The sequence below is a fragment of the Fontibacillus panacisegetis genome, from assembly GCF_900102215.1.
In the GTDB taxonomy this organism is placed as follows: domain Bacteria; phylum Bacillota; class Bacilli; order Paenibacillales; family Paenibacillaceae; genus Fontibacillus; species Fontibacillus panacisegetis.
Window position 1 is genome coordinate 17,775 of record NZ_FNBG01000040.1, and the last position, 18,731, is coordinate 36,505.

Genomic DNA, 18,731 nt, shown 5'->3' on the forward strand with positions numbered 1-18,731 from the left:
GGCAAGTAATATATCACTTGCTAGGGTCTTGCATCTAATGCATCACGAAGTCCGTCTCCTACAAAGTTAAACGCTAAAACTGTAATGAGTATGACAAGGCCCGCAGGCAGCCACAACCAATGCTGGTCCGTCAGGACTGTTAACGATTGTGCATCATGCAGCATATTTCCAAGACTCGCCTGAGGAGATTTAACCCCCATTCCCAGAAAGCTGAGCCCTGCCTCGCTAAGAATCGTACTGGCAACGCCAAACGTTGCATTCACAATGATGGGACTCAGGGCATTGGGCAGAATATGTCGAAACAAGATGCGCGGGGTGCTATATCCCAATGTCATGCTTGCTCGCACATAATCCATTTCCTTTATAGATAGAACACTTCCCCTTACAAGCATGGCGATTGTTGGCCATTTGAATAAAGCCAGGACGATCATTATGGTTGAAATATTGGCACCTAGTATACTAACAATGACCAATACGACCAGCATATAGGGAAAGCTTAAAAAGATATCAGTTATACGCATCAGTAGCATATCGAGCCATCTGCCATAGTAACCGGCTAACATGCCAATCAACGTACCGAACGTTACATACAGGGCTACAGTGACAAATCCAATGATCAAGGATACCCTTGTTCCATATATTAAGCGGCTTAGCACATCTCGCCCTACTTGATCCGTTCCTAACCAGTGCATAAGCGATGGACGGGCTGCGAATACATCCGTAACTTCATTAGGATTATACGGTGCTATCCAAGGGGCTAAAATCCCGATGCCCAGCAATAGCAAGGTCGTCACGAGTCCCCACACCGCCAGCTTGTGCTTGAGGAACTTACGCCTCACTTGCTTTGCATAACTCTCGATCTCATGTATCGGTTGCTCGTGCTCTTCCCCCTTATCTGAAGCGGCGGCATCTTGCCTCCATGGAATTTCCGTAACGGACATTCACTTATCCTCCTATCAGTTGTATGAAATACGTGGATCGACCGCCGCGTACAGGATGTCTGTGATCAGATTCGTCGATAGCACGATGCAAGCAGCTACGAGGTTTAATCCCATTAACGTCGGATAGTCCCTTGATAGAATCGCCTCCATCGTTAATTGCCCAATACCAGGCCATTGAAAAACTTGCTCAATAATAATACTGCCGCCAAGCAGTAAGGGGATTTCAGCACCGACTACGGTAATAATAGGGATTAAGGCATTGCGAAGCGCATGCTTATTCGTCACTATAAACTCGCTAAGCCCTTTGGCTCTCGCCGTACGTAAATATTCCTGCTGAAGCACATCCAGCATACTGGCGCGAACATATCGAACCTTTTTCCCCGCAATGGTAACACCCAGAACTGTGACTGGAAGAATCATATGTAAGATGATGTCGCTGATGCCCCCTGTTCCCCCAAGCGTCTTCATTCCTCCTGTAGGCAACCACTTCAATTCAATCCCCATCATGTATATCAACCCTAGTCCCAGGAAAAAGGGAGGTATTGACGTACCCAGAAATGAAAGTCCTGTCATGATATAATCCAATTTTGAATTTTGATGGATTGCACTAATCACCCCTACAGGAACAGCGATTAATATACCAACCAGCAGGGATGAGGACGCCAGTAGCAAGGTGGGACCTATCCTCTCACCGATCAACTGGGACACAGGGGCGAAGCTGCTAAAGGAATAACCAAGGTCTCCTTTGAGAAATCCGCCGAGCCACTTCACATACTGAACAAATAACGGATCATTCAGACCTAGTCGCTCTTTTTTGAGCTCCAGCATCTCTTTGGGTATATTGGGATTGATTAGCATATCCACAGGATTGCCTGGAGCCATATTCATGATCAGGAAGCTAAGCAGTGTAATTCCAAAAAATACAGGAATGGCAATCATTATCCTGCGAACGATGTAATGTCCCATTGAATCTCTCTCCCTTCCACCGCCTTATCGCTATAATGTAAGCGGATAGTGACATGCTACAGTATGATGACCTTCGGAAATCACAGGCTCTTCCTTAAGGCAACGCTCTTGCACATAAGGACACCTTGTATGAAACCGACAGCCTGAAGGCGGATGGGCAGGACTTGGTACATCGCCGCGAATGATCATTTTTTTGTTCGTTCGAAGCGTCGGATCTGGGGCAGGATATGTGCTTAATAAGAGCTGTGTGTATGGATGCCGGGGATTACGAAACAATTCCTCTGCTTCAGCTACCTCCACAATTTTACCCAGATACATGACAGCGATTCTTGAACTGATCTGTTTCACTGCGCCAATACCATGAGAAATGAACAAATACGTCAGCTTTAGCTCATCCTGTAAATCCTGAAGCAGATTAAGAATTTGAGCTTGAATAGAGACATCGAGTGCTGACACCGGTTCATCACATACAATTAGCTTCGGCCTACACAAAATGGCTCTTGCAATACCGATGCGCTGACGCTGCCCGCCGGAAAATTCATGTGGGTAGCGATTGCTGGCCGATCGAGGTAATCCTACCAGTTGAAGTAATGAATCCACCTTCCGCTGAACTTCTCTACGCTCTGCGAGCTTGTGAACAATTAACGGTTCTGCAAGCGCATCGAATATTCTGATTTTTGGATTTAATGATGCATAAGGATCCTGAAATATCATCTGCATTCTCGTGCGAACAGGCTTTAACTGTCGCTGCGTGTAATGCGTGATGTCTTCATTGTCAAATATGATACGTCCCGATCTTGGATTTTCGAGTCGTAAGATGGAACGTCCAATCGTTGATTTGCCACAACCTGATTCGCCTACCAAGCCAATGGTCTCTCCTTCATACATCGATAGACTGACATCATCTACTGCCTTGATGTGGCTCACCGTATTCGAAAAAACACCATTACGTACAGGATAATAAGTTTGTAATCGTTCGATTTGCAGGAGTAAAGGCTTGTTGGGCGGGTCAGATTCTTTAGCCTGGATAGGCTTGTTATCGATCAACTCTGGCCTAGTCATACGGTTACCTCAACAGTATGATTTACGAAAATTTGTTCCGTGTTCCCAGCCATCCAACACCGTACGCGGTGTCCATCCGCTGCGGAGATAAGCTCAGGTTGCTCCTCTTCACAACGCCCTACAGCAAGTGGACAACGAGGATGAAATCGACATCCGGAAGGTATCTCCTTAAGTGAAGGTACAGCACCTGGAATTGCAAACAATTGCTCTTTTTTGTGCTGATCAAGACGTGGAATGGACTTCATTAATCCTTGTGTATATGGATGCTGTGGAGCACGAAACAGAGTGAACACATCCGCTGTTTCAACCACCTGTCCCGCATACATGACGATCACTTGATCTGCCATTTCTGCCACTACGCCCAAGTCATGCGTGACCAACAAGATCGCCGCACCACTTTCTTGCTGCAGTTGCTTCATCAACTCAAGAATTTGCGCTTGAATGGTGACATCAAGTGCCGTTGTCGGCTCATCCGCAATAAGAAGCTTCGGTTTACATATTAGTGCCATTGCAATCATAACCCGCTGACGCATACCGCCTGACAATGCGTGGGGATATTCCTTTATAATTGCTTCGGGCCGTGGTATGCCAACCTTTCTTAACATATCCACAGCAATCGCCTTCGCTTCTTTACGTGATTTATTCTGGTGGAGACGAACGGTTTCTGCAATTTGTTCGCCGATCGGAATAACCGGATTTAAAGACGTCATCGGCTCCTGAAATATCATCGAAATCTCGCTGCCACGTAGTCTTCGCAGCTGATTTTCGGTGCAGTCAGTTAATATGGAACCATTGAACCGAATCTCACCCTGGATAACAGAACCACTTGTTCCGAGCAAACCCATAATAGATAGGGATGTCACGCTCTTCCCGCAACCCGATTCACCCACAATAGCGATAGTCTCGCCTGATCCCAGTTCAAAACTTACCTCATCCACGGATATGAGTTCTCCCTGATCAGTTTGGAAGGCAATTTGTAAATGATCGACTTCCAACAGCAGCTCCATTTGCACTCACCTGCTTTCAGAAATGGGCATATACTCTGCAAAGTTATTACTTACAATTCCCATGTATTTAATTAGTTTTTATTTACATCAGCATACCTTAATATGGTAAAGTCTGGATAATAGAATAAATCTATACACTAATAAAATATTTCAAACTCTTGAATTAGCGACTGTATATCGGTTTTTCGGAAATGACAAGCCTAAATTTCCACGAAGCGTTTCGGCTTCATACTCTGTCCGGTAAATGCCGCGTTCCTGTAAAATCGGCACAACAAGTTGTACAAAATCCTTTAGGGCACTCGGAATAGGCGCATGGATAATGAATCCGTCGGCTGCACCCTCCTCATACCATTGCTGGATCAGGTCCGCTATTTTTTCCGGATTTCCGACGAAGTCGCTGCGTGGTGCCGCAGAATGCAACGCAACTTGCCGGAGAGTGAGGCCTTTCTCCCGCGCATTTTTTTTGATTTTGTCCGTATTCCCTCGGAAGCTGTTGCTTCCGATCTCTCCCAGATCAGGAAACGGCTCGTCGAGTGGATATTGAGAAAAATCGTGATGATCAAAAAAGCGACCGAGATATTGCAGCGCAACATCAATATTAATCAGGCTAGCTAGCTCCTCATACTTTAAGTCAGCTTCCTCTTGAGTACGACCGATAATCGGATTGATTCCCGGAAGTATGACGATGTCGTCACGCGAGCGACCCGCCGCTACAGCCCGGTCTTTGACATCCTTATAGAAGAGCTTTGCCTCCTCGATATTATCTGCTCCCGCGAAAACTGCATCAGCGCCTTTTGCGGCGAGATTTTTACCACTTTCGGATGAGCCCGCCTGAAAGATGACTGGATGTCCTTGCTTTGAACGTGCAATGTTAAGCGGCCCTTCAACCGAAAAATATTTGCCCTGATGATTCAAACGATGCAGCTTTTCCCGATCGAAAAAGACACCCGTCTCTTTGTTGTGTACAAAGGCATCGTCCTCCCATGAATCCCATAACCCGCGGACAACTTGCAAATGCTCTTCTGCGATCTTATAGCGCTCGTCGTGAGAAGGATGCTCGGATTTACCGTAATTTTTGGCTGACCCTTCAAGTGGAGAGGTTACAACATTCCATCCTGACCGCCCGCCACTGATATGATCGATGGAGCCAAATTGTCTGGCTACGGTGAAAGGCTCGCTATAAGAGCTGGACAATGTCCCGACAAGACCAATTTTCGAAGTTACTGCTGCAATTGCAGACAAAATCGTTATCGGTTCGAATCGGTTCAAAAAATGCGGAATCGACTTCTCGTTGATGTACAATCCATCAGCAATAAAGACTAGATCAAATTTACCTGCTTCCGCTGTTAATGCTTGCTCCTTGTAGAATGAAAAACTCACGCTCGCATCAACAGGAACCTCCGGATGCCGCCATGCCGTTGCGGTTCCACCCACTCCGTGAATCAGAGCACCGAATTTCAGTTGTTTCCGGTTACCCATGTTTTCTCCCTCCTAAAATTGTCGTTTCCTTCAAATGAAGACGGTAGCTCTTCACAACGGAGTCACCTTTAATAATATCTTTGTCATTCGCCCGCTCGAAGCCAAGCTGTTCGTAAAGTCTGATTGCGGCATACATCAATTCATTCGTATGAAGATGCAATGTATCCGCACCCCATCTCAGTGACTTCCTGACACTTGCTCGAATTAGCTCCGTAGCGATTCCGAGCCCCCTAACCTCTCTTGCTACAGCGAGCAGACGTATAATCGGGGTATTAATGTTCAGTTCCGGAAGCCCATAAGCCGCATCGGACGAGGGGTACAAAAACACACTTCCGACAATTTCCTCGTCCAGTTCGGCTACGATTCTCGCTTTGACTCCCGTATCGGTTACCGATTTAACTATGTCTGCTTTGTATTGGTCCCAGCGTTCTTTTTCCAATAAAAACTCGTATTGACTGTAAGCATCCAGCAAAACTTTTTTAATCGCTTCAACATCCGATCTTTCCGCATCGCGGATCAGGACTGCTCTTCTTGTCATCATTTGCACCTGCTTCCATGAAAGATTCGTTCATAGTGAGCAACTCGAATTGTGAGAGGCACTCTCTCCTTGCTTAATTCTCTCAATTTGTGCGAGATGGGTTTGGACGTGAGTGATGAAAGACTGAATAATAGCTGACAGTGACACGCTATCACCTTTCCAGTTAACACCCCTCTTCGCCCAATCTTCCTCTGACAAACGTTGGAAAAGCAGACTATTATAATGAAGCAAAGCTTTAAATGCATTTAAATAATCTGTTACAGACCCTTCATTCGCTTTTTGGCCAGCTACCCATGAATCTTGGCTGAAGGCAGGAAGACGCGCTTCGGAATCGGATAAAATCTCTCTTATTCGAAATGAAACAACAATGTTATGATCCACCAGATGGGTCAACACTTCCGTCACGCTCCATTGATTCGATGCTGCCTTCCACTTAAGCGCTTCGTCTGACAAACCTTCAATCGCTTGAGACAACTGATCATGCGTATGCAGATACAACTCAATATTGACTGGTAATTGACTCATTTTTACCCCTCCACCTTTACGTTTGGTTGGACTCCTTTGTCAATCGTTTCAGAGCATTTTGAGCGAGTGCGGTAAAGAACGAAGCTCCGATTGGAAGTGCCCGTTCATCCACATCAAATGCCGGATGATGCCATTCCTGAGGCCCTGAAGTTCCAAGGAAGACAAATACCCCTGGAATTTTCTTCAGATAAAATGCAAAATCCTCTCCTGCAAGCGAAGGCAACGGATCTACGACGGTTAAGCCAATCGAATTCGCCGTGTTGCGAGCTTGCTCTGCCCATGCTGCATCGTTAATCACAGCAGGTGGTCCGTCGATCCATCTCACACTTGCTTTTGATTCAAACGCATCGGCCACTCCGGCGACAATGTTGTCAAATCTTCTCCTTACGGTACTCCGTACTCCTTCATCGAACGTACGTAAAGTACCATCAAACACAGCTGACTCAGGTATCACATTCCATGCAGTCCCGCTATTTAGTCTGGTTATGCTAACGACGGTACTTTCAAGAGCGCCTACATTGCGGCTAACGATGGACTGCAAGGCGGTCACGATGTGAGCAGCAATTACGATCGGATCAAGACCGGACTCCGGTAATGCTGCGTGACTGCCACGCCCTTGTACCTCAACAGCGAAGCCGTCGGCGGCAGCCATAATCGGGCCATCTTTGATACCCATTGTCCCAACCGGCAAATCCGGTTTATTATGCAATCCGAATATGGCCTGAACACCCTCGAGCCCCCCGCTTTCAATCATCTGTAAAGCACCCTTCGCTTTTTCCTCGGCTGGCTGGAACAGGAATCGAACGGTCCCTTGCAGCTCGTGTTCCTTCTCCTTTAGCAATATAGCCGCACCCAAGATCGCTGCGGTGTGAAAATCATGACCGCAGGCATGCATCCTGCCTGGAATACGAGATGAATAAGGCAGCCCCGATTCTTCCTGAATCGGAAGTGCATCGATGTCCGCACGGATGGCGATAATCGGACCATCATGTAGGCCGCCAACCTCTGCAATTACACCCGTGCGAAGAGGATAATCCTTAATCTGGATGCCCTCACTCGCAAGCCATTTTCGAATAGAAGCCGATGTTTCATATTCTTCATTCGACAGCTCCGGGTTTTCATGCAAATGACGTCGAATAGATACCAATTTTTGTTCAAATGATTCGTTCCATTGCTGTGAACCCATAGCCCTCCCTCCCAGCTCTCGAGCGCAAGCCATCCTTTTATACGGTAAGCTCCTCAAAGGCTTCCTTGATCAAAGTAAAGGAACGCACCCGTTTATCGAAGTCACTAACAACTGTTGTGAAAATAAACTCTTCTACTCCATATCGCTCTTTCAATTCTAAAATCCGCTTGCGAGCCGTTTCTTTTGTGCCTTTTGTGATGTCAGCATCCCGCACCTCGTAAGTAAACGCTTCTCCCGCCTGTCTCCCAAACTCCTCAGCTTTCTCCACCGATCCGACGTTCACTGATTTGCCGCTAGTCAGTGTAACTCGAACACTCTTAAGCTCCCCGGCCAGCTCCACTGCCTCATTCTCCGTATCAGCAGCGATGACGGACAAAGCGAGTATAGGCTTTGGCTCAGTACCTCGCTCATAATTGAACCTGCTTCGATATAAGTCAAAAGCTTGCTTCGCCGTATCGGGATCGTTGTTAATAAATAAAGCGAACACATACGGAAGCCCTCTCTCTGCTGCCAATTCAGCACTTGCTACGCTCGTGCCAAGCAAATAAATATCGGCCGGATGCTGAGGCAACGGAGCAGCCTTCAACCCAGCGAGCGAATGTTCATTGTCCGCAGGCCCATGAAGAAATGCTGCAACCTCATCAAGCTTCTCATCCAGCTTCCCCGGATCTGCCAGCTGTAAAGCTTTGGTTGAACGCGGCAGTCCGCCCGGTGCGCGGCCGATACCCAGATCAACGCGTCCGGGAGCCAAGGAAGCAAGAACATTAAAATTTTCAGCTACTTTGTATGGACTGTAATGCTGCAGCATAACGCCGCCTGAGCCTATCCGAATATTCGTTGTATGAGCCAGTAAATACCCGATGAGTACTTCTGGTGATGAACCTGCGTATTCGTCGTTATCGTGATGCTCCGATACCCAAAACCGCTCATAGCCGAGCGATTCTGCGAGTTGGGCAAGCTTGACTGTATTACCGAGAGCTTCTGCGGGGGTCTGACCTGGAAACACGATGCTTTGATCCAATATTCCAAATTTCAATGTCATATGCATACTCTCCTAACGATTAGATGGAATAAGTGCCGTCGGGGGTAAATCGCTTCAAAAATTGTTTTGTTCGTTCTTCCTTAGGAGAGTTAAACAGTTCATCTGGTGTTCCGCTCTCCACAATAGTACCGTCGTCAATGAAAATTACATGGCCAGCCACTTCTTGAGCAAAGCCCATTTCATGCGTAACGATAATCATCGTGATTCCTTCCTTGGCTATCTTGCGGATGACCGCCAGCACCTCCCCGACAAGCTCAGGATCAAGCGATGATGTCGGTTCGTCAAACAGAATGACCTTTGGATTCAGCGCGAGTGCCCTTGCGATCCCAACCCGTTGCTGCTGACCGCCAGACAGCTGGCTCGGATATGAGTCGAGCTTATTACCGAGGCCCACCTTCTCCAGCAATTCAATACTTTGTTTACGTGCTTGCTCCTTCGGAACCTTTTGGACGATAACCAGACCTTCCATCACGTTTTCTAAAGCTGTTTTATGACGGAAGAGATTGTACTGTTGAAATACCATAGCTGACTTCTTGCGTAGTGCGTGAATGTCCGACTTGCTTGGACGTTTACAATTGACGGTAAACCCATCAATCGTTATCTCCCCTTCGCTTGGTCGCTCCAAATAATTCATGCATCGAAGCAGAGTTGTTTTGCCTGATCCACTTGGACCCAGTATGGCAACGACCTCCCCTTGCTCCACAGACAAATCTATTCCTTTTAACACCTGATGGCGTCCATATGATTTCTTGATTTGCGTGAGCTTGATCATGTCACACCACCTCGGTTATAAATATTGATTCGCTTCTCCAGCAGGGCGGACAGCCGTTCGATCAGTATCGTTATTCCCCAATAAATGATAGCTGCGGCGATATAAGCCTCAAAGAACTTCCAATTTGATGAAGCTATAATTTGCGATTTGGCATTGATGTCAACAACGGAGACAGTGAATACTAGAGTAGAGCCGTGCAGCATACTGATCGTACTGTTCGACAAGCTAGGCAATATAATTGCAAAAGCCTGGGGAAACACAATTCGGCCCATCGCTTGCCTCGTCGTCATACCGATTGAATAAGCTGCCTCGAGCTGTCCCTTTTCGACCGCCTGCAATCCGGACCGAACTACCTCGGATAAATAGGCCCCCGCTGTAATCGAGAACGAAATATAGGCGAAACCGATCATGGGGATGCTCACGGAGCGAAATGACCACCCAAATTGAACAGCCAAGCTATCAATGATTACTGGTAAACCGAAGTAGATTATAAGTAAATGAGTCAACATCGGCGTTCCACGAATAAAGGTGACATAAGAGGCCGCAACTGAATTAAGAACAGGCACTCTATACCTTCTGATCAGTGCTACAACTATGCCAATCGCCAATCCGCACAGCATAGACACAGCTGTAATTGCCAGCGTTGTCGGAACGACGGATAACAATTCAATTAGCGCTGTCCAGATAAACTGCAGGTCGATTTTCATAGCCTGGCCTCCTTACTCGGGATGTCTGATATGGATTCAAATTTGTGAAACAAACGTCTCCTGCCACTATGTTCCCTTTGAGTTGCCATTGTATCGGATTCATGACGGTGTAGACGCCTTTCGACATAAACAAAGAGCTTCTGGAGCACAAAGCTTATCAATAAATAAAGCAGGGCGAGAGAAATATAAATTTCCACAAATCGTTGTGACAATGCTCCAATCGTCCGCGCTGTTCCCGTCATTTCCATAATGCCTAATGAAAAAGCAAGCGACGTATCCTTTAAATTTCCAATAACCAGATTAGCGAATACAGGGATGGAAATGGCGATCGCCTGAGGAAGCACGATGCGGCTAAATGCCTGATAACCGTTCATTCCCATCGCATAAGCGGCTTCGACTTGCCCCAGATTCACCGCTGTGATCGCACCTCGAATCATTTCAGAGATATATGCTCCGCTGTGTAGAGAGTAAGTCAGAATTACGAAGTATAGTGCTGACGTCTTCGAGATATCGAGCCCAATGATTTTCAATACTTCTGGCACTCCGTAGTAAAAGAGAAATAACTGAATAAGAATTGGAGTTCCTCTGAAAAAGGAAACATAAATCTGTGAAAATCGCTTAAGAACCGGAATTTGATAAAGCCGGGGGAGCGCAACCAGAAGCCCGACGACAACCCCGATTAGAATAGAACTAAACACGATAAGTAATGTAATCTTCAAGGATGGGAGCAGTTTTACAAAATATTCGAATACATAGGAGATATCAAATGGATGTTGGCCCATCTTCCCGTCTCACCTCTCAAGCAGATAATCGTTTAACCGCTGGCCGCTGGCCGTTATTTCGAAAAGTCTTGACCCAGCCATTCCGTGCTGAGCTTAGCTAGAGTACCATCCGCTTTTAGCTCCTTAATTGTGGCATCTACAGCATCGGCAAGCTTCTGTGACTCCGCATCATCTTTGCGAAATACATACAGAATGTTCCCCTCGTTAAGAGAATCCCCTACCGTTTTGAGCTTGCCTTGAGGATCTTTGATCGGGAGAAGGAAGTCTGCTCCGATCGTCGCGTACACGCGTCCAGTAGAGACTTGTAAGACCTCATCGTTAGCGTCGTTTTGCTGGTACACAATCTCAATGCCGTCTTTATTCTCTTTGTTAAAGTTTTCAAGTATTTGGGCTTGAGCACTTGTTGGGCCAATTAGTACCTTTTTACCTTTTAAATCATCAAGCGTTGTGATCGGATCATTGTTGTCTGACGCTACGATAATTTTGTTTCTCCAATAGGCGTAAGGTTCCTTGTTAAATACAAATTTTTGCTCCCGTTCCGGATTTTTTTCGAATAGGTGAGCCGCAAGATCGACTTTCTTCGTCTCCAAACTAAGAAGAATGTTAGAGAAGTCCATCGTTTGAAACTCAAATTCATATTGGGTTAGTCGCTTGTCAATCTCTTTAATTACCTCAACATCATAGCCAGTCAGCTTTCCATCCTTATCCAGGAAGGCCACCTGTTCGAAATCATTGCCCGTACCGACAATGACCTTCTTAACTTGGTCGGATTTGTCTGATGAGTTGTTCGAAGCAGTGCTCGAAGAGGTATTAGAACCGCAACCTGATACGATAAGTCCAAGAATAAGTACAAATGCGAAAACAGTATTTTTTTTCAAAATAATTCCTCCATTTTTTGTATTTTCAAAAACCAATAATTCATACGTGATAAGTAAGGATTAGGTTTGAAACAACTTTAGCACTCGCCTTATAGGAGGTCAATGCATTCCATAATAGATAAATTCTATATAATTATCCAAACAATCAATTGATTGTTTATTTGTAAAGCCTATGGCGTAAATAGATCCTTTCCTAACTCTAAGATCGATTCCAGAATGGAACGGTGTTTGCCGTGGGAAGAAACGATGTTGGTTTGCAGAGAAATATCTTCAGTTTCAGTCATCCAAATTGGAACAAGTCTACCGTCGCGAGTTTCCTCCTTCACGCTCAAGCTTGGAAGAAAACTTATACCTGCCTTTTGGATCACCAATTTTTTGGCTGTTTCCGAGTTATCAGTAAGAAACTGAATATTGGGGGGACGATCCAAACTTTCGAATATCCGATGAACACGAAGCCAATCAAGTGCACCGCACTCAAAAAAAACAAGAGGCTGAGAAGCAATGTCTTCAATCGACAGATTGTTTTTCATAAGAAATGGATGTCCTTCATATACATAAAGGCGTATTGGGTCCTCGTAAAATTTGATAGATTGTAGATTCGGATGGTTAACATTTCGGACAAATCCTAAATCTACTTCATTGTTAACAACCTTGGCAAGGATATCATCCGTAGTGCCCGTTGTGAGTCTGTAATGTATGTTCGGAAATTGTTGTTTCAAGCGTGGAATTAATTCTGGAATGGTGTAATTGGAAACCGAGGTCGTACACCCTATACGCAGCTCTTCGGGTAACGACTTGTTATGACTAATGTGCAGCTTTCCTTTTTGATAGGTCATGAGTATTTGCTGTGCATAAGGTAAAAAACGCTTGCCTTCCTCGGTAATCTGGACCCCTTTGCCAAGACGATCAAATAGCTTGCAATTGAGCTCCCGTTCAAGCGATTGAATTCGAGCTGTGACGGAAGGCTGCGACAAATATAAGACTTCTGCCGCTTTATTAAAGCTCCCATAATGAATAATATGGACAAATGCCTCGATATTTTCTAGATTCACTTTATACACCTCCCAAATTTTATATAAAAAAAGAGACCTACCATTTTAAAAAAATGAACAGAAGGTCTCCGGCGGTCCGGTCGACGCGTTAATTGCCCGTTTTGAAACGCATGCGTCATTATTTGGTTATTTAAAAATAATACATATAATTCCTATGAGTTTACTGTAATATTATCCTCATTTTACCATCTTTACGATATCTGTCAATTGTCAATTGCAGTATGAGCGGATTTCCCCCACTGTCTAACATCATCGTGATAAACAGCCAGGCAAACACACTCCGGGAATGCCTTAGCCGGTGCGAGCGAAAACAAATTCCATAATATTTGTCAACCGAGAGATGATCCGCCTTGAAGCGGGAACATAATTTTCGGAAGTGACCGACTTTTTGAATGTAAATACTACTTATTCTTATATTCTTCAAAGTTTAACAACCTAACTCTACTTTTATCATGTACTTCTTCTGGAAAGCGTGAAGAATCAAGTGCATGAAGTGTTCTTGCAATATTTATACATTCTTGTATCTCATTATCGATTTCATATTTTCTTATAAGAATTTGCTTTAATCGATTAATTGTTTCCTCATCTGCATTTTTTATATCAATCAGAATATTTAAGAACATCCACCGAGTGTGAATTTCGCTTTGAATAATTAAGCCATCGACTGATGGAACGTAACCGGAAAATACTTCAAAGAGCGTAACTACATTACTGGAGGCAATTAATCCTAATTTAATTATTTCTTCCTCAACATCATACTTATTGCGATACATTTGTTTTAAAGATCTTGTTCCATCTGTATCCTTTTCAATTAATAATTCGTATAACAAATTACACCAATGGGTAACTTGATCTTCTTTTGGCAAAGAATATATTGTGCTCAAATATTGATCATATTCTTTCATTTTTGGAAATGCTTTATAATAATCTTCAATTGTTACTGTCTTTTTTATGTATTCTAAGTCATCTGAGTCATGTTCAACAATATATGCAATAAAATTATCAGTCTTATTTAGTTGTGAAAAAGTTGGTGCAAGTTCGTATACTATTTCAACTAAAGTATTGATAAACTTCTGAATTAATTCATTGTATGATTCTTCATCTTCACTATCAAAGTATTCCGAAAGTACATTTTCATACAAGTTCTCAAAATTATTAATTTCCTCAGGTTGTTTGGAATCTTCATAGTAAAAATCTCCAACATTGTATTCTACTCCCCTGGCGCCGAGTAATTGGTCTGGGGTATATGAACTATAATATTTATCTGCCCTATTTTTAAACGAATTTACGGTATTCCACTTCATATTAACAGTCCCATAAGTAGCATGGCAGTCCAATATCACTGCATACACTTCTTTATTCTCAATTGTAGCTGCAAATTTCTCGAGGTTTTTTCTAAAATGATCCAATAATAGACTTTTCATTAAATTGAAATCAAGATTTTTCATACAAATATTTCCTCCTTTTTTCTTTCTCAAGGAACTAATTGCAGTATTTAAATAAATCCCTTCCAGCATCTGCAAAAGCCGTTTGTGTTGTTTGAAAAAACCATCGTCACTTACTTTCCGTATCCTTCATGAAAAAAATGCATTTCCATCTGCCACTTTTAAAGTATACTTATTTCATATTTTCCCCATAGTCCTTCCTAGTTATTGCATAAAGATTACTATCCTGTAAGCCAGAGTTACAAAAATAATATTGTTTGGCAAAGCCTTCCAAAACCATTCCTATCTTCTGCAGCACTCTTCCAGATGCTATATTATTCACAGAATGGGTCGCTTCGATTCTATTCAACCCTACCTCGAATAACATGTAATGTATTACGGCTCTTACGGCTTCCGTTGTATAACCTTTCGACCAATACTTTTTTGCAAGACAGTATCCCAAAACTGCTTTCTGATCATAATCATTCACATTAACTATACTTACAGAACCGATAAGCTCATCACCTAATTGTATCCCCCACTGATATGTTAATTCAGACTTATATCCATCGAATACTTCTACGATATATCCATGAGAATAACCAATACTTTGATGCGGTGACCAACGTTCATATTTACACACATCAGGGTCACTCATCCATAAATAGACCATTTCTGCATCATCAGGAAGTATCCTTCTTAATAACAACCTCTCTGTCTTTATAATCTGCGTGCCTTTATGATTTATCATAATAATTCATTCTCCTTTGCATCCCAACTTTTCTGAAATCCCTTACCGTTATGATAGCCCATACCAAAATATCTGATAGTCAAAATCAGGTGTCATTCCAATTGTTTTCGCTATTCGAATAGACCCTGTATTCTCTGGAGTACAATCCCAGTAAGGATGAATTCCTTTTTGGATACATTCTTGTAGAAATGCGCTAGCTACTGCTGTGCCATAATTACTTTTTCTGTACCCTTCTAGGGTTTCTATATCAATAGCATGTGTTTGTTCCGCAACAAATGCCGAAAAGCATAAACTCACCGCATTGTTATTATACTCAGCAAAGTATCCAAATCCATGTTGTAAGAAAGAGTCTATAGAATCCCAAAAATGTAAAATCTTCTTTTCTAAAAAAGAGTGGTTTTCCAACCGGCCTGATTTCAACAAATCTGCATCTATTTTCCGAATAATGTTATCCCTATCCTGAAAACCTATAGATTTCGAATTCTCCTTAAAACAGAACACATGTTGAATATCACTCGAAATATTACGATTATAAAATATTGCTTGTATCGTTTTATCCCAAGTATCCATTTCACCACCAATCTCAACCCAATTAATATCTTGTTTCTTTAGTTTGGGTTCAATATAGGTTCTCATATACCCTTCTAGGCTTTCTAAAAATATTTTACTCTGCGTGTCTCCGACGAGCTGAAAACCTTGTTGGCCTTGGATCCAAATTAAAGCTGCCCTAGGTTCCGTTGGATGATCCGCATAGATAGTGCCCGGGTTATTCTCGTTAACTACAGCCCGAACCTCGATATTCTTACACTTATCAGTAATGTGCCGTATCCTGTAAAAGTCTTGTTTATTAAGTTCTGTTATCACTTTACTCCCCCCAATCTCAAGTAATTGTCTTATTTAGTTAGCTGCAAATAGCCTTTATATATTTCAATTTTTATTAATCTCTAATTTCATTCTTGTAAATCTAATGCCGTTTATAGTCTTCTCATCCTCAATACAGCAGAACCCCTTACTTCTATAAAAATCCACTGAATTGGGTGAAAGAATTTACCGTGATTGTTGTTTCCTATTTCAATTATTCCAACTAAACAATCATTCATATATGCAACATAAATCTTATGAGTTTATATGAATATCCATGATATAGTTTTAACACAAAACGACCCAGCCTTAGATAGCTCTTATCTTATGCTGGGTCGTTTGTTGTCTATTCTTCTTCCATCATTACATCAGACAACCGAGGGGCGATAGCCATGAAGCGTGAATACGGTGATGAAACGAAGAAACCATGAGTAACTTTCAAAATTATACCAGGCTGATCTTCTTTATATGATCAACCTTATTGTCCTCAAAACTCACAATATCTATTGACTCTACTCTTCCATTTATAATCTTGTTTGAGTCGTTAAATTCATCAACCAGCTTTTTGCATTTCCATTTATCCTTAGAATTTGCCACACCGATATGAGGAACAAATTGTAACTCCAGAAATAAAGTATCTAGAAGAAAATCTGAATATAGCTTATCGTGGAGCTTAACAACATTACTATGGCCTTGATCAGGAGTTAAGAAAACATGCCAGTCATCACTAAAGGAATCCTTATTTATTACTGCGCACCGTATAGTAAAATCAAATGAAATGAAGTCTCTTGATTGTTTTTCAACTTCTTTAATGAAATCATCAATAGATTTCCCGAACGTAGGAAATACGATGGTGAAATGCGGTTCAACCACTTCATAATATTGCTCATCGTGTAATTTTCTAAATTCCTGAATCCATGTGTAATCTTCTTTTGACAACTTTGGATATGCTAAAACTAGATACGCCATTGAAACTCACCTATTGTTTATATTGTTTATTCTCTTCGTTCTTTCGTCTAACGTTATTGTATTCACAAACCCAAGAAGCTTAAGGCGCTCAGCGCCGGGTCAAAGCCTTAGCCTCGCAGAGGTTTTTCGCCTGATTCACTTAAATATGAGGGGATTTCTGATATTAGTTTAAGATCTGTGCTTTCCTCAAGTGCCCTATTCCAATTATAAAAAAACAGCAAACCGGCGGCATAAGCGAAGCTCTCACCATCTCCAGTCGTGGAACCAAAAACGTTGAGCAGACCAAATTGCCCAGCGCGCGCAAACCGTTTCTTTTTGACCAGGTATTCATTAACCGCCAGCACTTTTTCATAATCCGTCATACCGGACACACTGATTTCATCGGCAATTTTCGCTGTCTCTTGCTTCAACTCCGCCACCATCTCCGCATCATAATCCTGGATCAGCTGAGCCTCGATCTGCTTCAGATCCTTTGGGCCTGTCCGACCTCCACTTTTCCCTTTTCCCTGAATACGACGGCTCTTTGGTCGAACACCAAAACATCGTAACGTTTCAGGCTATCCACAAATACTTGGGTCGGAACTTTGACGATGTCGCTGTCCAACCGCACCTCGTAAGGCATTGTGACCGACTGGCCGTTGACCTTGGCTTCTTTGCTGTGCAGAGTAAACTCAAACTTGACCTGATCTAGCACCAGCTGGACTTTCTTGGTTTTTGCATTTAAACTATAGGACCCCTGAAACCCGTCGGCGAGCGGCTTAACCGGAATCAGCAGTACATTGGTAAAAAGATCAGGCAGTTCATGATGGCTCTTCTTGCCGAGTTCAATGCTTTTGTTGTCAATCTGTATGTATTTTGAATTTAATGCCATGGCTACCCTATGCGGCATTTTCTCCGGTATTGGAGCAGCTTTCACTGCAGCCGATACGGACGCGGGCGATATGACTGCTAGTAGTAGAGCTATCACTAGCATAAATAAAGCAAGCCTTCTCATTCCCTAAATTCTCCTTATAATTGGTTATAAGCCCTATTATACCTGATTATTCCACAAGATTATGAATTGTTCATTTCTCAGCGTAAAAAAACAACTTCCGAAATAGAAGTTGTTTCCTGTGTAAGCGGAGTATGTCTGCTGTAATACCTCCTCTAAATGCATCCAGCAATTAGATTCTCATTCTTTAAATATCTTGTCTTATACTCGTTATGTATTGAAATACATTTTCTATTCGTTTGATTGAAATGTATTCTTCTAACTTTTCTGATATGAAGTCTAGCTCTTGCAATCGTTCATTTATACTCTGTTCATAGTTTTCCTTTATATCAAGCATCATGTCAATTTCACTTTCATACCAATCAAATCTCTCTAAGATATAAAATTCTTTAATTGAAAGAAATATTGATAACAAATCTTTTATATTTCGTTACTACTTAGGTGGGATCAGAATTGAAGACGCCCTTGAATGGCGAAAGTGAGGGATTTGAGAACGGAAAGGTTCTGTTTGAGGAGAGTGGAGACGATGGAGCGAATGCGTGCAAACTGCTCTGTACCCGTCGTTGTACGAAAAGCTCCTGAAATTTTAGTTTTGACCTTGACCATCCGAATATCGCGTTCTGCCTGATTATTGTCAAACGGAATTTGGGCATCTCGAAGAAAGGCAAGGATAGCGGTTTTGTATTGCTGAAACCGCTGCGCTAAATTCCCTGCTTTTCCTTTGGCATGTCTGCCGCGTGTACCTTTTTCCTTGGGGATAAACCCTTGTTTCCATTCTGTTTCGCCACACATCAGAAT

At 43.0% G+C, this 18,731-nt stretch carries 22 protein-coding genes; all 22 read right to left on the bottom strand.

Translation table 11 applies throughout. The features are described from left to right. Positions 1-20 precede the first annotated feature (20 nt). The gene (opp4C, locus tag BLS49_RS22080) at positions 21-941 is read right to left on the bottom strand and encodes an oligopeptide ABC transporter permease (RefSeq protein ID WP_091235852.1); all 921 of its coding nucleotides are present in this window, start codon (positions 939-941) and stop codon (positions 21-23) included. Positions 942-956: 15 nt separating this feature from the next. Further along, a complete protein-coding gene (locus BLS49_RS22085; protein ID WP_175471509.1) occupies positions 957-1,907 on the bottom strand; it encodes an ABC transporter permease in 951 nt (316 codons plus the stop codon). Positions 1,908-1,937: 30 nt separating this feature from the next. Further along, the gene (locus BLS49_RS22090) at positions 1,938-2,969 is read right to left on the bottom strand and encodes an ABC transporter ATP-binding protein (RefSeq protein WP_091235854.1); all 1,032 of its coding nucleotides are present in this window, start codon (positions 2,967-2,969) and stop codon (positions 1,938-1,940) included. Continuing rightward, entirely contained in the window at positions 2,966-3,976 is a 1,011-nt protein-coding gene (locus tag BLS49_RS22095; RefSeq protein WP_091235856.1) for an ABC transporter ATP-binding protein, read from the bottom strand. Before BLS49_RS22095 ends, BLS49_RS22090 begins: the two co-directional genes overlap by 4 nt. Positions 3,977-4,126: 150 nt before the next feature. Beyond that, positions 4,127-5,455 carry an LLM class flavin-dependent oxidoreductase gene (locus tag BLS49_RS22100; RefSeq protein ID WP_091235858.1) on the bottom strand — a complete coding sequence of 443 codons (1,329 nt, stop codon included), beginning with the start codon at positions 5,453-5,455 and terminating at the stop codon, positions 4,127-4,129. Continuing rightward, on the bottom strand, positions 5,448-5,996 hold the full coding sequence (locus tag BLS49_RS22105) for a GNAT family N-acetyltransferase (RefSeq protein ID WP_091235860.1): 549 nt from the start codon (positions 5,994-5,996) through the stop codon (positions 5,448-5,450). Before BLS49_RS22105 ends, BLS49_RS22100 begins: the two co-directional genes overlap by 8 nt. A 27-nt stretch (positions 5,997-6,023) precedes the next feature. Further along, entirely contained in the window at positions 6,024-6,518 is a 495-nt protein-coding gene (locus BLS49_RS22110; RefSeq protein ID WP_091235862.1) for a DinB family protein, read from the bottom strand. 16 nt (positions 6,519-6,534) lie between these two features. Beyond that, the gene (locus BLS49_RS22115; RefSeq protein WP_091235866.1) at positions 6,535-7,704 is read right to left on the bottom strand and encodes an amidohydrolase; all 1,170 of its coding nucleotides are present in this window, start codon (positions 7,702-7,704) and stop codon (positions 6,535-6,537) included. Between the two features lie 37 nt (positions 7,705-7,741). Further along, positions 7,742-8,746, bottom strand: coding sequence for an LLM class flavin-dependent oxidoreductase (locus BLS49_RS22120; RefSeq protein WP_091235868.1), 1,005 nt, complete (start codon positions 8,744-8,746; stop codon positions 7,742-7,744). Between the two features lie 19 nt (positions 8,747-8,765). After that, a complete protein-coding gene (locus tag BLS49_RS22125; protein WP_091235870.1) occupies positions 8,766-9,518 on the bottom strand; it encodes an amino acid ABC transporter ATP-binding protein in 753 nt (250 codons plus the stop codon). Then, positions 9,515-10,225, bottom strand: coding sequence for an amino acid ABC transporter permease (locus tag BLS49_RS22130; RefSeq protein ID WP_091235873.1), 711 nt, complete (start codon positions 10,223-10,225; stop codon positions 9,515-9,517). The genes BLS49_RS22125 and BLS49_RS22130 overlap by 4 nt, the downstream gene beginning before the upstream one ends. Beyond that, positions 10,222-11,007 (bottom strand): amino acid ABC transporter permease, encoded by a 786-nt coding sequence (locus BLS49_RS22135; protein WP_091235875.1) that lies wholly within the window; start codon positions 11,005-11,007, stop codon positions 10,222-10,224. The genes BLS49_RS22130 and BLS49_RS22135 overlap by 4 nt, the downstream gene beginning before the upstream one ends. A 53-nt stretch (positions 11,008-11,060) precedes the next feature. Continuing rightward, positions 11,061-11,885 carry a transporter substrate-binding domain-containing protein gene (locus tag BLS49_RS22140; RefSeq protein ID WP_091235877.1) on the bottom strand — a complete coding sequence of 275 codons (825 nt, stop codon included), beginning with the start codon at positions 11,883-11,885 and terminating at the stop codon, positions 11,061-11,063. A gap of 170 nt (positions 11,886-12,055) precedes the next feature. Next, positions 12,056-12,937, bottom strand: a complete 882-nt coding sequence (locus tag BLS49_RS22145; RefSeq protein ID WP_091235878.1) for a LysR family transcriptional regulator — start codon at positions 12,935-12,937, stop codon at positions 12,056-12,058. 401 nt (positions 12,938-13,338) lie between these two features. Then, positions 13,339-14,385 (bottom strand): DUF4303 domain-containing protein, encoded by a 1,047-nt coding sequence (locus tag BLS49_RS22150; protein ID WP_175471510.1) that lies wholly within the window; start codon positions 14,383-14,385, stop codon positions 13,339-13,341. A 169-nt stretch (positions 14,386-14,554) separates the two neighbouring features. Then, positions 14,555-15,112, bottom strand: coding sequence for a GNAT family N-acetyltransferase (locus BLS49_RS22155; RefSeq protein WP_091235882.1), 558 nt, complete (start codon positions 15,110-15,112; stop codon positions 14,555-14,557). A gap of 48 nt (positions 15,113-15,160) precedes the next feature. Then, positions 15,161-15,976 carry a GNAT family N-acetyltransferase gene (locus tag BLS49_RS22160; protein WP_091235883.1) on the bottom strand — a complete coding sequence of 272 codons (816 nt, stop codon included), beginning with the start codon at positions 15,974-15,976 and terminating at the stop codon, positions 15,161-15,163. Between the two features lie 63 nt (positions 15,977-16,039). Further along, positions 16,040-16,141, bottom strand: a complete 102-nt coding sequence (locus BLS49_RS25860) for a GNAT family N-acetyltransferase (RefSeq protein ID WP_175471511.1) — start codon at positions 16,139-16,141, stop codon at positions 16,040-16,042. Positions 16,142-16,417: 276 nt separating this feature from the next. Then, complete coding sequence (locus BLS49_RS22170; RefSeq protein ID WP_091235887.1) at positions 16,418-16,942, bottom strand: 2'-5' RNA ligase family protein; 525 nt, start codon at positions 16,940-16,942, stop codon at positions 16,418-16,420. 107 nt (positions 16,943-17,049) lie between these two features. Next, complete coding sequence (locus tag BLS49_RS22175; protein ID WP_139173166.1) at positions 17,050-17,352, bottom strand: hypothetical protein; 303 nt, start codon at positions 17,350-17,352, stop codon at positions 17,050-17,052. A 53-nt stretch (positions 17,353-17,405) separates the two neighbouring features. Continuing rightward, the gene (locus BLS49_RS22180) at positions 17,406-17,936 is read right to left on the bottom strand and encodes a stalk domain-containing protein (protein WP_091235890.1); all 531 of its coding nucleotides are present in this window, start codon (positions 17,934-17,936) and stop codon (positions 17,406-17,408) included. A gap of 444 nt (positions 17,937-18,380) precedes the next feature. Beyond that, on the bottom strand, positions 18,381-18,731 hold a 351-nt coding region (locus BLS49_RS25560; RefSeq protein ID WP_139173167.1), incomplete at its 5' end, for an IS66 family transposase.

What these genes read in the sequence shown, in the direction of transcription:
- opp4C (WP_091235852.1), bottom strand. Translation starts at nt 941, where the DNA reads ATGTCCGTTACGGAAATTCCATGGAGGCAAGATGCCGCCGCTTCAGAT.
- BLS49_RS22085 (WP_175471509.1), bottom strand. Translation starts at nt 1,907, where the DNA reads ATGGGACATTACATCGTTCGCAGGATAATGATTGCCATTCCTGTATTT.
- BLS49_RS22090 (WP_091235854.1), bottom strand. Translation starts at nt 2,969, where the DNA reads ATGACTAGGCCAGAGTTGATCGATAACAAGCCTATCCAGGCTAAAGAA.
- BLS49_RS22095 (WP_091235856.1), bottom strand. Translation starts at nt 3,976, where the DNA reads ATGGAGCTGCTGTTGGAAGTCGATCATTTACAAATTGCCTTCCAAACT.
- BLS49_RS22100 (WP_091235858.1), bottom strand. Translation starts at nt 5,455, where the DNA reads ATGGGTAACCGGAAACAACTGAAATTCGGTGCTCTGATTCACGGAGTG.
- BLS49_RS22105 (WP_091235860.1), bottom strand. Translation starts at nt 5,996, where the DNA reads ATGATGACAAGAAGAGCAGTCCTGATCCGCGATGCGGAAAGATCGGAT.
- BLS49_RS22110 (WP_091235862.1), bottom strand. Translation starts at nt 6,518, where the DNA reads ATGAGTCAATTACCAGTCAATATTGAGTTGTATCTGCATACGCATGAT.
- BLS49_RS22115 (WP_091235866.1), bottom strand. Translation starts at nt 7,704, where the DNA reads ATGGGTTCACAGCAATGGAACGAATCATTTGAACAAAAATTGGTATCT.
- BLS49_RS22120 (WP_091235868.1), bottom strand. Translation starts at nt 8,746, where the DNA reads ATGACATTGAAATTTGGAATATTGGATCAAAGCATCGTGTTTCCAGGT.
- BLS49_RS22125 (WP_091235870.1), bottom strand. Translation starts at nt 9,518, where the DNA reads ATGATCAAGCTCACGCAAATCAAGAAATCATATGGACGCCATCAGGTG.
- BLS49_RS22130 (WP_091235873.1), bottom strand. Translation starts at nt 10,225, where the DNA reads ATGAAAATCGACCTGCAGTTTATCTGGACAGCGCTAATTGAATTGTTA.
- BLS49_RS22135 (WP_091235875.1), bottom strand. Translation starts at nt 11,007, where the DNA reads ATGGGCCAACATCCATTTGATATCTCCTATGTATTCGAATATTTTGTA.
- BLS49_RS22150 (WP_175471510.1), bottom strand. Translation starts at nt 14,385, where the DNA reads ATGAAAAATCTTGATTTCAATTTAATGAAAAGTCTATTATTGGATCAT.
- BLS49_RS22155 (WP_091235882.1), bottom strand. Translation starts at nt 15,112, where the DNA reads ATGATAAATCATAAAGGCACGCAGATTATAAAGACAGAGAGGTTGTTA.
- BLS49_RS22170 (WP_091235887.1), bottom strand. Translation starts at nt 16,942, where the DNA reads ATGGCGTATCTAGTTTTAGCATATCCAAAGTTGTCAAAAGAAGATTAC.
- BLS49_RS22180 (WP_091235890.1), bottom strand. Translation starts at nt 17,936, where the DNA reads ATGAGAAGGCTTGCTTTATTTATGCTAGTGATAGCTCTACTACTAGCA.